The following is a 13,718-nucleotide window of genomic DNA, read 5'->3' on the forward strand; positions in this document are numbered from 1 at the left end:
TGAGCGGTCGCGTCGTGGGGTCGAGTGGGCGTTCTACACATGAGTGGGTGCGGCCGGGGACCCGGTCGAACGACTGTGAAGTACGACGGAGTCGGCTATTAAGTGTTGTGACAATTCATACCACGTTCAGTTGTAACAAACAACGTGGTAGTGATGGAGCGGCCTACTCGCCGGGCCGAATCGGGAGTTCGACGTGCGTCGGGTGGCTCGCGGAGTGGTGGACGGCGTTCTCCGCGACCCGGTAGTCGTCGCTCGTGTACAGGTCGCCGCCAGTGTTCGGATTCACGTCGAAGCGCGGCCAGTTCGACGACGAGACGTCCAGCCGGATGCGGTGGCCGGCCGCAAAGACGTTCGCGGTGTCGTAGGGCTCCATGTAGCACTCGTACACCTGCCCGGGTTCGAGCAAGTCCGGTTCGTCGCGGTAGCCGCGGTACCGACCCCGACAGATGGAGTCCGAGAGATTCAGGTCGTAGCCGTCGGGGTAGTCCTCGCTCTCGGGGTACTCGTCGAGCAGTTTCGCCGTGAAGTCGGTGTCCGGACCGTCCGTCTCGCCGAACACGCGCACCCGGATGGGGCCCGCGATTTCGACCGGTTCGTCCAGCGGCGGCGTGCGGAACGTCAGCACGTCGTCGCGCCGGCTGAGCGGGCCGTAGGGCTCGCTCGCGCCGAACGTGTCCTCGTCGGTGCGCTGGTCGTAGCCCCCGCGACCCGCGAAGTCGACGATGTTCCGGTCGCCCAGCGGGTACGCCTCGACGGACTCCTCGCGTGGCTCGTACGTGAGATACGACGACGTGTTCCCGCCGATGGTCGGCACGGGGTCCTCGGGGTCGAACTCGTAGGCCGTGTAGGACTCGCTCGCCGTCGGCTGCTCGGTGGAGAGCGTGCCGTCGCCGTGCGCGTAGAATTTCGTCAGCTCCGTGCCCTCGGGCGGCCACGCCCCGGCGCTGCGCCACTCGCCGCCGTGGAAGAGACTTCCGTCCTCGGTCTTGTGGCCGTCTCCGGTGCCCATCATGAAGTACTCTACTCGGGGCTGGTCCCAGGCGTCCATCCCGCAGACGTAGTGGTCGAAGAACCGCTTGCGCGTCTCTCGGTATTTCCGGGTGGCGTTCTCGCCGAAGGCGAGGTCACCGGCGGTCGGCTGCTCCCACGTCAGCGGCGGGAACAGCAACTCCTCGCTGTGGTCGTGGCCGCCCGGGAGCCGCGCCAAATGCGTCCACGGCCCCATCAGGAGGTAGTGGTCGCTGTCGGTGCGGTCCGCGAGCCCGCGGAAGCTGTCGCAGGTCGCGCCCGTGTAGGAGTCGTACCAGCCGCCCGAGTACACCGTGGGGACGTCCGCGGACTGGTCGTAGTAGCGCTCGAAGTTCACGCTCGGGTTCTGCCAGTAGTCGCTGCTCGCGGAGCCGGTGGTCGCTATCTCGAACGCCCACTCCTCGTAGGTGGGGAGTTCGGCGAGCGCGCTCTCGCCGCGCTGGATGGGGCCGTCCTCGAAGACCTCCCGGACGTCCACGTCCGCGAACGTCTGCTGGACGGCCGGGTCCGCGAGGCTCTCGTGGGCGAACCCGGCTCCGAGCGTGAGCGCCCACGCCAGCCAGCGCTGCTCGAACGCGCCGTTGTGCCGGAACGTCTTCTCGCGGCCGTTGGCGGCCCCCATGTTGACGAACATCCCGGCGAGGCCGTCGGGGTCCTGCGTGGCGAGCGCGCTCTGCACCCAGGCCCCGTAGCTCGTGCCGAGCGTGACGACCTGGCCGTCGCAGTACGGCTGGGCCGCGAGGTACTCGACGGTGTCCGCCCCGTCCTCGGCTTCGTGTCGATTGATGTAGAAGTCGCCCTCGCTGTCGAAGCGCCCCCGGACGTCTTGGATGGCGACGACGTACCCGCGGGAGGCGTACCACTCACCGTGCCGGAGCCGTCCCCCGGTTCGGTCGTAGGGCGTCCGGTCCAGAATGACGGGCCGCGGGTCGTCGATGGGCTTCCGGGTTTCGGGGTCTGCGGGCCGGTAGATGTCGGTGGCGAGGCCGACGCCGTCACGCGTCTCCACCATCACCCGGAGGTCGGCGTGGACGGCGTACTCGCCGCCGGTCGCGTGTGTCATACGGTACCGACCACCGGACATGGCAAATGCGTTTCCCCCGGGTGTGTGCAACGTGAACTACCACCAAATTTTGCGGCAGTTTTATGGGGTATCTTGGTTCAGGTGGGTACGCACCAGGTATGACAGCGCGTGGCACGGGGTGGCTGTCCGCTTGGCGAGAGAGGACCCAACATGACCGACGACACGACCGACACGACGGAGCACAGTTCCGAGGACGCCGAGATGGCAGCTGACGGCGGCGAGGCGAGCATGGTGGAGTACGGCATCGAGGACAGACCACCGCTCATACAGTCAATCTTCCTCGGGACGCAGCACTGGCTCACGATGGTCGGCTCGACCATCGCCATCCCGCTCGTGCTCGCGGGGCCGGTCGGACTCGGGTTCGACGGCGCGCAGACCGCGCAGCTCGTCGGAACGTTCTTCGTCGTGTCGGGCGTCGCCACGCTCGCCCAGACCACCATCGGGAACAAGTACCCCATCGTGCAGGGCGGGACGTTCTCGATGCTCGGGCCGGCGCTCGCCATCATCACCGTCATGGGCGGTTCCGACGGCGGCGCGAGCGCGACGGTGATGATGCGTGAGTTACAGGGCGCTATCATCGTCGCGGGCGGAGTGGAGGTACTCATCGGCTACTTCGGCGTCTTCGGAAAACTCAAGCGGTACATCGGCCCCGCAGTCATCGCGGTGGTCATCGCGCTCATCGGGCTGGCGCTCATCAGCGTCCCCCAGATCACGAATCCGTCACAGAACTGGTATCTCGTCGGCCTGACGCTGGGACTCATCGTGCTGTTCTCCCAGTACATCGACGACTACTCGCGGCTGTTCAAGCTGTTCCCAGTGTTGCTCGGACTCTCCATCGCGTACCTCATCGCTGCCGGGCTCTCGGTCGTCGGCGTCATCAACGTCATCGACCTGAGCCCGGTCGCCGACGCGCCCGCCGTCCGCGCCATCACGCCGTTCCAGTGGGGGATGCCCCTGTTCAGCGGGTCGTTCGCCGCCGGCATGATTGCGGGCATGCTCGCCTCCGCCATCGAGAGCTTCGGCGACTACCACTCCGTCGCCCGCATGGCCGGCGAGGGCGCGCCGAACAGACAGCGCATCAACCACGGCCTCGGCATGGAGGGCCTCGGCAACGTCTTCGCCGGCATCATGGGGACGGGCAACGGCTCCACGTCCTACACGGAGAACGTCGGGGCCATCGGCATCACCGGCGTCGCGTCGCGCTACGTCGTCCAGATCGGCGCGCTGGTGATGATTCTCGTCGGCTACGTCGGCTACTTCGGCGCGTTCGTGACGACCATCCCGGACGCCATCGTCGGCGGGCTGTTCCTCGCGATGTTCGCCCAGATTGTCGGCGTCGGCCTCAGCCAGCTCCAGCACGTCGACATGAACCAGAACCGGAACGTCTTCGTCGTCGGCTTCGGGCTGTTCGCCGGCATGTCCATCCCGCAGTACGTCGCGGGCCTGGAGAACGGCGCGATGGAGGCCGGCCTCTCGAACATTCCGCTGCTGGGCGGCGTCCTCGGCATCCCGGAGGTCGCGACGACCATCAGCATCATCGCGGGCACCGAAATCGCGGTCGGCGGCATCGCGGCGTTCCTCCTCGACAACACCATCCCCGGGACTCCGGAGGAGCGCGGCCTCACCGCCTGGGAGGACATCACCGAAGACGAGGACGCCTTCGAGCCGTACCACGAGCGGTTCATGCCCGGCGGCGAGCCCGCCAACGAGGACATCGCGAACGACTGACTCCGCACCGCCCCAACGCAGAAGACCACCCGCGAGTTCGTTCGAGTATGACAGCACAGGACCCGGCGCGCCGCGACGTGGAGATCACGCGGATGGCGCTCCGGGACGGCGGCTGGATCGGCTACTCCGAGGACGCCGTGTTCCTCGACCGCGACGGTCAGCGCGTGAAGCTTCACGACGACGCCGTCACGGGCATCGGCCGCCGCGTGCTCGCGTGGGATACCGCCGTGCTGAGCCTCCTCCTCGTCGGCGTCGGCGGCTGGGTCGTGCTGACCCGAAACCCGCTCGTCGGCGTCGCGTTCGCGGCCGTCGGTCTGTTCAGCCTCTACCGCACCTATCAGGACCGGCAGGCGCTCGTCATCCACGTGGCGGACCGCGCGAAACCATTCGCCGTCCACCCCGAACACCCCGCGGAGTGCCACGAGCGCCTCGCGGAGGAGACCGGACTCCGGGCACCGCGGTGAGCGAGACGGCCGTCTGTCACGCCCGTTCGAGCCGCGGACCGCGTTCTCCCGCTCGCAGTTCGTACTCTCCCGACAGCACCACCACGTCGCCGGTGTCTGCGGCGAACCGCGTCATCCCAACACCCCCCAGAGAGACAGGTGTGTGCATGTGAGTGCCACAGCTCGTTCGACGGCCGCCGCCTAATGCTTGCCCCTTGGTACCATGCATAGAGTTAAGTCCTGTGTGAAAATTTACCACACATGGCCAGCGAGCAGGCAGACCTCCGGGTCGTCGACGCGCGAGTGGTCACACCGTCCGGCACACTCGACGGCGGTGTCGCGGCCCGCGACGGCAAGATACTGCAGGTCGGAACCGAACCGAACCTCCCCGACGCGGAGCGCACCATCGACGCCGAGGGCAACTACCTCGTCCCCGGGTTCGTCGACCCGCACGTCCACTGGGGGCTCTCCCGCTACGAGTACGACTACCACGAGGGCCTCGAACACGACTTCGAGACGGAGACCAGGGGCGCGGTCCACGGCGGCGTGACGACGGTCGTGAACTTCCTGCTGCAGCCCGACCCCTACGTCCCGGACATGGACTTCTTCCGGCAGGCGGGGGAACAGAACTCCTACATCGACTTCGCGTACCACGCCATCATCCACAAGGACCACCACTTCGACGAGATTCAGGCCCTCGCCGACGAGGGCGTCCGGTCGTACAAAATCTTCTTCAACTGGTACAAGCACGCCGCGCCGGAACTCGGCATCGAACACTCGGACGCCGGGCGCGTCTACAATCTCCTCTCGACGGTCTCGGACATCAACGACGGCGTCGTGATGTTCCACGCCGAGAACGAGGACATCGCCCACGAGCGCCGCCAGGAACTGCAGGCCGAGGGCCGCAACGACCTCCGTGCGTGGTCCGAGAGCGCGCCGAACATCTGCGAGGCGATGCAGATCGAGCAGATCGCTCGGATGACCGAACTGACGGACTCCCGGTCGTACATCGTCCACATGTCGACGGGCGAGGGCGTCGACATCTGCGAGCGATTCCAGGACCAGGGCGTGAACGTCCACGCCGAGACGCTGCCGGCGTTCCTCTGTCACACGAACGACGACGAGGACCTCGGCACCTGGGGGAAGATTTCGCCGCCACTGCGCGGCGAAGCGTCGAAGCAGCGCCTCTGGGAGGGACTGCGCAACGGCACCGTCGAGTACATGGGGACCGACCACTGCCCGCACAAGATCGAGTACAAGGAGAAAGACACGGGCAAGCACGGCGACATCTGGGACGCCATCCCCGGCGACAACAACGGCATCGAGTACTTCCTGCCCGTGATGATGAGCGAGGGCGTGAACAAGAACCGCCTCTCGATGGAGCGCCTCGTCGAGGTCTGTGCCGAGAACAACGCCAAGCGCTGGGGGCTGTACCCCCGGAAGGGCGCGCTCGTCGAGGGTTCGGACGCCGACATGGTCGTCGTGGACTTGGACAAGAGCAAGGTCGTCGACGACGACTTCTACCACACGATGGAGCCCCGGTACTCGACGTTCCACGGCGAGGAGCTCGCGGGCCTGCCGACGCACACCATCGTCGGCGGCGAGGTGGTCGTCGAGGACGACGAACTTCAGGTCGAGAAGGGCGGACGGGACTACCTGCCGCGCCACGAGAACGGCGTGCCGCGTGCGTGAGTCGACGGTCCGAACTGACCCCCCGGTTTTCGAGTGTTCTAGTCGGAGTTGACACGAGCGCCGTCCGCCCCGACAGTGCTGCACTCCCGCGAGCAGTTAGCTCGCCGCCACAGCGACCACCACAAGGCCGCACGGCGAGTGCAAGCACGCTCGCTTTGCCGGTGCCCGGCGGAGCAGTACGTGAGTGCCAATGAGTGACACCCAGACCGACCCCGAATCGACGCGCGACACCGACCGCACGCGAGACACCCTCGACACCAGCACCATGCAGTGGGTGAGTGCCCTCGTCGCCATCGCGGGCCTCGGACTGGTGGCGTACCCCTTCGTCTTCGAGTCCACGGACGCGGCCGTCTGGAACGACACGATGCTCGGCACCGCCGTCTTCCTGCTCGCGGGGTACAACTTCTACCGGCTGTCGAAGAACCGACTCGCGAGCACCGGCGCGGCGGCGCTGGCGGCGCTGCTCGGCATCGCCGCGCTCGCGTCACCGACGTTCGTCGAGATGGGTAGCGACGACCTCGCGACGGCGACCATGGCCGGCGGGCTCGTCGTGACCGTCCTCGCGGCGTACAACGCCTACGCGAACAACAGAGCCAGCGCGCCCGACCGCAGCGCCGCCCGGACCTGACCGCCGCGGCCGACCGCAGAACGAGACGCGGACCTACTCGTCGAGGCTCGCGGACTCGTCGTCGGCGAGCCGGAAGGCCGCGAGGCTGTCGGCCATCTCCGCGGACACGTCGTCGACCTCGCCCGACTGGTCGGCGACGTCGGTGACGGAGTCGCGCTGCCGTTCGACGCTCTCGGCGACCGCCTGCATCCGGCTGCTGACGTCGCCGCTGGCGTCCGCGACCTCTCCGACGAGGTGGTGGACGGTCTCGGCCGCTTCCGCCTGGTCCTCCGTCGCGTCCGTAATCTCGCCGAGCCCGTGGCTCGTCTCCGCGATGGCTCCCTCGATGTCCTCGATTGCCTCGACCACGTCTTCGACGGCGTCAGCGCCCGCGCGGACCTCCTCGTTCGAGTCGTGGATGGCGTCGGCGGTCTGGTCGATGCCGTCCTTGAGGTCGTCGACGGTCTCCGAGATTTCGGCGACCGCGTCCTTCGACTCCTCCGCGAGGTCCTTCACCTCGTCGGCGACGACGGCGAACCCGCTGCCGGCCTCCCCGGCGCGAGCGGCCTCGATGTTAGCGTTCAGCGCGAGCATCCCCGTCTGGTCGGCGATCTCGTCTATCATCTCGGTCATCTCGTTGATGCGGTCCATGCGCGCCTCCAGCGAGTCGACGACCTCCATGTTGCGCTCGGAGGCCGCCATGGCTGACTCCATGCGCTCGATGGCGTCCTCGGCGTCGGTCGCGCCGTCGCTGGCGAGGGTGTTGGCATCGGCGGCGAGCTCGTCGATCTCCTTGGCGGTCGCCGCAATCTCCTCAACGGTCGCGGAGAGGTCCGAGACGTTCGCTTCGGCGCGCTCGGCGGCCTCGGTCTGTTCGCCGGCGACGCCCGCGACCGTGTCGCTGGATTCCTCGATTTCGCGGATTGCGTCGCTGGCCGCGACGCTCGCGTCGCTCAGGGAGGCCGCGATGGCCTCCAGTTCGTCCGCGTGACCGCGGGCCTCCCGGAGCGTCTCCCGCGTGCTCTCGACGGCGTACGCGAGGTCGGACGCCATCTCGTCGAACTCCCGGTAGACGTTCCAGATGGCGTCGAAGTCGGCGTCGGGCTCCCGGACGTCCGGGGCGACGGTGAAGTCACCACGGGCGAGCGCGTCCAGACTCGTCTTCAGTTCGTCGACGACTTCGGTCTGGTAGGCCTCCAGTCGGTCCTCGCGCGCCTCCAGTTCGACGCGCTCGGAGACGTCCTCGTTGATTTCGAGCGCGCCGACCACCTCGCCGTCCGGCCCGAAGAACGGCAACACGGTGCGGTTCACGGGAATCTCCTCGCCGCCCGCGTGAACGGTGTCCCTGCGGTTCCGCACCGCCTCCCCCGTGTCCAGCACCGACCGCATGACGGAGTTGTCGGCCTCGTCGTAGTCGAAGAGGCAGTCGCCGTAGAGCTGGCCGGGCTCCCGCCCGAACAGCTCGCGGGCCTCCTCGTTGAGCTTCGTGAAGTAGCCGTCGCCGTCCACGATGAACACGGGGTAGCCCATGCCCGTGAGGAAGCTCTCGGCGACGGACCCGACGTCGGTCGCCTCCCGCCAGGCCTCCGGTCGGTGGCCGTCCTCAGTCTCCCACTCGCGAGGGTCGTGGCCGTCGTGAGTGTACGACTCCTGGCGGGTGGTCGCGTCGTCGTCCCGCTCGGTTTCGCCCTGGTCGGGGTCGGCCGGCGTCGCCGCGCCGGTCGTCCCGGGCACCAGGGACGTGATGAATTCGAACATGAGTGTCCCGTCGCCTCGAACGTCGAGCCAATCGTGAACACCCCACATAAACTACGCCCCCGGGTTTTCAGGCGTGATAGCCCCAGTGCTCGACAGCCGGCCGCCAAGTCACGGCCGCCGCGCTCACCGGCGTCGCCGCGGACGAGTCAGTCTCCGCCGCCGAGAATCGAAGCGCACAGTTCGCGCGCCGCGTCGACGTGGTCGTCGGCGCGATCGTCGCCCGTCTCCTCGACCTCGCCCAGCAGGTCGCGGGCCTGCACCACTCGACGCCGAACCACGTCCTCGCTGGCGTTCGGCGCGAGCGCGTCGGCGACGACCGCCTCCGCCTCCCCGAGGTAGTGGCTCGCGGTCCGCTCGACGGGCAGTTCCCCGGTCGCCGCGAGGTGGTCGTGGAGCGCGCGAACGTCGTCGTCAGTCACTGTCGGCCCCGGACTCTGTCACGCGAACGCCCTTCGCGGAGAGGTGCCGCATCCGGCTGCGGGCGTCGTCTTCCTCCTCAGTGCCGCGGGTCGCCAGCACGAACAGCAGCGACTGGCTGCCGGGCCGCATCGTGCGGCCCGCACGCTGCGCGCCCTGCCGGCGGCTCCCGCCGAGCCCGGAGGCGACGACGGCGAACTCGGCGTCCGGCAGGTCGATGCCCTCGTCGCCGATGCGCGACACGACGAGCGCGTCCAGCGCGCCCGTCCGGAACTGGTCGAACAGCACTTCGCGGCGGCTGTGCGGCGTCTCGCCGTTCACGAACGGCGCGTCGATGCGCTCGGCGATGCGCTCGCCCTGTTCGAGGTAGTCGACGAACACGAGCGCCTGCTTGTCCGCGTGCTGACCCAGCAAGTGCTCGATTTCGTCCTCTTTGGCGGGGTTCTCGGCGGCCAGCCGGCGGCGCGTGTGGCCGCCCGCAGACGCGTACTCGTAGCGGTCGTCGTCGTTTCGCCACGGCACGTACCGAATCTCGACCTCGGGTTCGGCGACGAAGCCGGCGTCGAACAGCGCGTCCCAGTCGGTGCCGATGGGGCGGCCGACGAGCGTGTAGATGTCCGCCTCCTTGTCGTCCTCCCGGACCGGGGTGGCGGTGAGCCCGAGGCGGTGCTTGCTCTGGAGGCTCGCCGACCGCCGCGCGACCTCGGCGGGGATGTGGTGGACCTCGTCGTAGACGATGAGCCCCCACTCGCGGTCGTCGAAGACGTGGCGGTGGCGGTCCATCCCCGCCGTCTGGTAGGTCGCGATGGTGACCGGTCGGACGTGCTTCTCGCCGCCGTGGTACTCTCCGATCTGGTCGCGGGTGAGGTTCGTGTTCGCGAGCAGTTCCTCGCGCCACTGCGCCGCGAGTTCGCGGCTCGGCACCAGCACGAGCGTCTCGCCGCCGACGGCTTCCAGCGCGCCCATCGCGGCGACCGTCTTCCCGGAGCCCGGCGGCCCGACGAGTACGCCCGAACTCGCGTCCACGAAGCGGTCGACCCAGTCCTGTTGGTACTCCCGGAGTTCGAGGTCGAGGCTGACCTCCAGCGGTTCGCCAGACTCCAGGTCGCGGTCGTCCTGGACCGGGTAGCCGGCCTCGTAGAGCGTGCGCTTGAGTTCGGCGACCTTCTCCTCGGCGACCCACGCCTCGGTGTCCGAGATGGGTGCCCGGAGCACGTCGTCTGCGAGTTTCTGCTCGGCGACGTTCCCCAGCAGGCTCTCGTTGTTCGCTTCGAGGACGACGTAGCCGTCCTCGTGGGTCCGGAGGCGGAACCGCGTCGCGCGCGTCCACTGCTCGCGCACCCACTCGGTGAGCCCCGGCAGGTCCCGGGGGAGAACCTCGTCCATCGCCGCCAGCAGGTCGTCGAGGCTGTCGAACGGCGCTGCCCACACGTCCTCCTCCCGAATCTCGTAGCGGTAGCTCCCGGTTCGCGTGGTGTCCGCGAGGTGCGCGAACCGCGAGAGCTGCGCCCGAGTGAGCTGGCTCGGCTGGTCGACGACGATTTCGCGGCGGTCCGGGAACGGCACGACGCGCTCGCGGTCCGTGAGTTCCAGCCAGTCCCGCGGGTACCACACGACGGGGTCGGTCTCCACGTCGGCGCGCTCGATTTCGCCCTCGTCGACGAGCGCCGCGAGCCCCTCGGCGGCTTCGGCCTGCGTGCAGTCGAGTTCGCGGGCGACCTGGTCGGCCGTCGCCACCGGCCGCCCCACGCCCTCCAGGGCATCGAGGAATCGGTCCTTGGAGATGTCGGTCACTGGCACCGGGTAGGTCGCGGACGGGAAAACGGATTTCGGCTCGCTGGCTCGACGACGTAGGCGGGGACGAGGCGGGGGTCAGGTGGGCCGGATTCCGGTCTCACAGCCGGCCGCGCCCGGACAGTGACGCTCCGGAGCACGCGAGCGGAGGGTGCGCGGCGAAGTCCCGGCACTCCCTGCCGATTATCTACTGAACGTTCGTTCAAATCCGACGTGTTTATGTACCGCTCGGACGGATGTTCGACTGGAAACGCTGTCAGTATGAGAGTACAAACACAAATCCGCGGGGTGGCGGAATGAGCTGGATCGACAGACTCAGCACCGCCATCACCGAACACAGTCGCGCCGCAATCGCCGTCATGCTCGTGCTCACCGTCGTCGCGGGAGCAGGAGCAGGGATGGTCGACCAGTCCTCCTCGCTCGACCAGTTCCAGGGCGACACGACCGAATCACAGAAACTCGACTACATCAACGAGAACTTCGAGACCGGCGACCAGAACACGACGTCGACGCAACTCATCCTCCGCGGCGAGAACGTCCTCTCGAAGGACGCGCTCCTCGACCAGCTGCGGACGGAGCAAGCGCTCCTGCAGAACGACACCATCAACAGTACGCTGACCGAGGACCGGCCGGCGTACGGGGTGGCGAACGTCGTCGCCGTCGGTGCGATTCAGCAGGAGCAGGCACAGAACGTGCGTGCCACCGCGGCGGAACTGCAGGAGCTGAACGCCACGGTCCAGGAGGAACGGGCCGCACTCACAGCGCTGGGTGCCGAACTCGACGCACGCAGCCAGACGCTCAACGAGACCGCGGCAGGGCTCCGTAGCGCCCTGGACGCGCTGCGCGAGAACCCGAACGCCGACGTTCGGACGCAGTTCGAGCAGGTGACCGCCGAGACGTCGGTCGAGTTCACCGACGAGGACTACGCGACGTTCCAGCGCGCGGCCGGCCAGCTCCGAGACGCGACGTCCCAGCAGGAAGCGCGACAGGCCTACGAACTCGGCACGCAGGGCGTTCTCGCCGACCAGTTCCAGCGCCTGAGCGAGCGCGCGCAGACGCTCGAAGAGCGCAAAGCGACGCTCGAAGAACAGGCGGCGACCCTCAAGCAGCAGGCGGCGACTCTCGAAGAACAGCGCGCCGCACTCCGGAACGCGTCCAGCGCGTCGCTCGACGAGCAGGTGACGCAACTGGAGTCGATGAACGCCAGCCAGATCGACGCGGTCATCGAGGCGGCGCTCAGCGGTGAGGGACAGTCGGCGGGCGCGCTCGCGTTCATGCCGACGTACTACGAGCCCGGTGACACCGCGACGAACGCCACGATGCTGCTGGTCACACAGCAGTCCGGCGGGAGCGGGCCAGGAGCCGCCTCTGACGCGCTCGTCGACGCCCAGCTCGCCATGCAGGACCTCGCCAAGCAGACCATCGACAGCACGGAGGTCCTCGCGTTCGGGACGGGCATCATCAGCGACGAGATCAACTCGTCGATGACTGACAGCCTGCTCATCGTCGGGCCGCTGGCAATCCTGTTCGTGTTCCTGGCGCTCGCCATCGCCTACCGCGACGTCATCGACATCCTGCTCGGGCTGTTCGGCATCGGCGTCGTCCTCGTGTGGACGTTCGGCTTCATGGGCTGGGCCAACATCTCGTTCAACCAGCTGTTCATCGCAGTGCCCGTGCTGTTGATCGGGCTGTCCATCGACTACGCCATCCACATCTTCATGCGGCACCGCGAAGAGCGACACAACGACGACACCCCGAGCACTGCGGCCGGCGCGATGAAGGTCGCGCTCACGGGTGTCGGCGTGGCGCTCATCTGGGTCACCGCGACCACCGTCATCGGGTTCCTCTCGAATCTGACGAGCCCGGTGCCACCGATTCAGGAGTTCGGCGTCGTCAGCGCAGTCGGGATTTCGGCGGCGCTGCTGGTGTTCGGCGTCCTCATGCCGGCGCTCAAGCTCGAGATCGACTCGTTCCTCGAAGGACGGGGCTGGGACCGCAAGAAGCGCGCGTTCGGCACCGGCGGCGGCCGATTCAGCGACGTGCTCTCGGCCGGTGCCACGGCCGCGCGGAAGGCACCGTTCGTCGTCCTCGCTCTCGCAGTCGTCGTCAGCGGTTCGGCAGCGTTCGGCGGGGCGCAGGTCGACACGTCGTTCAATCAGGAAGACTTCCTCGCGGAAGACCCCGCAGACTGGCAGAAACAGCTCCCCGAGCCGTTCGCGCCCGGTGAGTACACGGCGAAGAAGAACCTCGAGTACGTCAACGAGAACTTCCTCCGGCAGGACTCCCAGGCCCAGATTCTGGCCGAGGGCGACCTGACGGAACCGGGAGCGTTGGCAGCCATCGACACGGCTGTGGACACGGCGTCGTCGAGCCAAGTCACACAGAAACTCTCGAACGGCGACGCGGAGATCCGCAGTCCGCTGTCGGTGATGCAGCAGGTCGCAGCGAACGACGAGGCGTTCGCGGAGACGCTCGCCGACGCTGACACCGACGGCGACGGTATCCCCGACCAGAACCTCGAGACCGTGTTCGAGGAACTCTTCGCGACGGCCCCACAGCAGGCGGCAGGGATCGTCCAGCAGACCGACGACGGTGGGTACACCGCCGCTCGACTCGTCGTCTCCACGAGCGGTGGCGCGTCGGGCGGTGAGGTCACCAGCGAGATGCGCGCCGTCGCAGACGGCATCGAGTCGGAGAGCAGCCTGACGGCGACCGCGACGGGACAGACCATCCTGTTCAAGATTGTGCAGGACCAGCTGCTGGAGACAGTCATCGAGAGCCTGCTCATCACGCTCGTCGCCGTCTTCGCGTTCCTGATGCTGACCTACCGCATCACGGAGGGAAGCGCGACGCTCGGCGCGGTGACGCTGCTGCCCGTCGTGTTCAGCGTGTCCTGGATTCTCGGGACGATGTACCTGCTGGACATCCCGTTCAACATCCTCACGGGGATGATTACGAGCCTGACCGTCGGGCTCGGGGTGGCCTACAGCATCCACCTCAGCGAACGGTACAACCAGGAGCTCGAACGCACGAACTCGATGTGGACGGCGATGAACCGCGCCGTCACGGGTACCGGCGGTGCGCTGCTGGGGTCGGCGGCGACGACGGTCGGCGGCTTCGGCGTGCTGGCGTTCGCCATTTTGCCGCCGCTCCAGCAGTTCGGCAT

General features: G+C 67.8%; 9 protein-coding genes. 5 read left to right on the top strand and 4 right to left on the bottom strand.

All coding sequences use genetic code 11. The features are described from left to right. Positions 1-163: 163 nt before the first annotated feature. A complete protein-coding gene (locus BMW35_RS14685; RefSeq protein ID WP_089670297.1) occupies positions 164-2,092 on the bottom strand; it encodes a CocE/NonD family hydrolase in 1,929 nt (642 codons plus the stop codon). Between the two features lie 171 nt (positions 2,093-2,263). Between BMW35_RS14685 and BMW35_RS14690 the strand changes: the two genes are divergently transcribed. The 4 genes from BMW35_RS14690 to BMW35_RS14705 all read left to right on the top strand — a co-directional run bounded on the left by BMW35_RS14690 (position 2,264) and on the right by BMW35_RS14705 (position 6,604). Then, complete coding sequence (locus BMW35_RS14690; RefSeq protein ID WP_394327258.1) at positions 2,264-3,841, top strand: uracil-xanthine permease family protein; 1,578 nt, start codon at positions 2,264-2,266, stop codon at positions 3,839-3,841. A gap of 47 nt (positions 3,842-3,888) precedes the next feature. Further along, complete coding sequence (locus BMW35_RS14695; RefSeq protein ID WP_089670298.1) at positions 3,889-4,305, top strand: hypothetical protein; 417 nt, start codon at positions 3,889-3,891, stop codon at positions 4,303-4,305. A gap of 240 nt (positions 4,306-4,545) precedes the next feature. Continuing rightward, positions 4,546-5,976, top strand: coding sequence for a dihydroorotase (locus tag BMW35_RS14700; RefSeq protein WP_089670299.1), 1,431 nt, complete (start codon positions 4,546-4,548; stop codon positions 5,974-5,976). 190 nt (positions 5,977-6,166) lie between these two features. Then, a complete protein-coding gene (locus BMW35_RS14705) occupies positions 6,167-6,604 on the top strand; it encodes an SPW repeat domain-containing protein (protein WP_089670300.1) in 438 nt (145 codons plus the stop codon). Between the two features lie 33 nt (positions 6,605-6,637). Here the strand turns inward: BMW35_RS14705 and BMW35_RS14710 are convergent, their stop codons facing one another. The 3 genes from BMW35_RS14710 to BMW35_RS14720 all read right to left on the bottom strand — a co-directional run bounded on the left by BMW35_RS14710 (position 6,638) and on the right by BMW35_RS14720 (position 10,552). Then, positions 6,638-8,341, bottom strand: coding sequence for a methyl-accepting chemotaxis protein (locus BMW35_RS14710; RefSeq protein ID WP_089670447.1), 1,704 nt, complete (start codon positions 8,339-8,341; stop codon positions 6,638-6,640). 146 nt (positions 8,342-8,487) lie between these two features. Next, a complete protein-coding gene (locus BMW35_RS14715) occupies positions 8,488-8,760 on the bottom strand; it encodes a DUF8152 family protein (protein WP_089670301.1) in 273 nt (90 codons plus the stop codon). Further along, positions 8,753-10,552 (bottom strand): DEAD/DEAH box helicase, encoded by a 1,800-nt coding sequence (locus BMW35_RS14720; protein WP_089670302.1) that lies wholly within the window; start codon positions 10,550-10,552, stop codon positions 8,753-8,755. Before BMW35_RS14720 ends, BMW35_RS14715 begins: the two co-directional genes overlap by 8 nt. Positions 10,553-10,848: 296 nt before the next feature. Here BMW35_RS14720 and BMW35_RS14725 point away from each other — a divergent pair. Next, a partial coding sequence (locus BMW35_RS14725; RefSeq protein WP_089670303.1) for an MMPL family transporter occupies positions 10,849-13,718 on the top strand: 2,870 nt, incomplete at its 3' end.

Origin of the sequence: Halobacterium jilantaiense, from assembly GCF_900110535.1 — an archaeon.
Lineage (GTDB): Archaea > Halobacteriota > Halobacteria > Halobacteriales > Halobacteriaceae > Halobacterium > Halobacterium jilantaiense.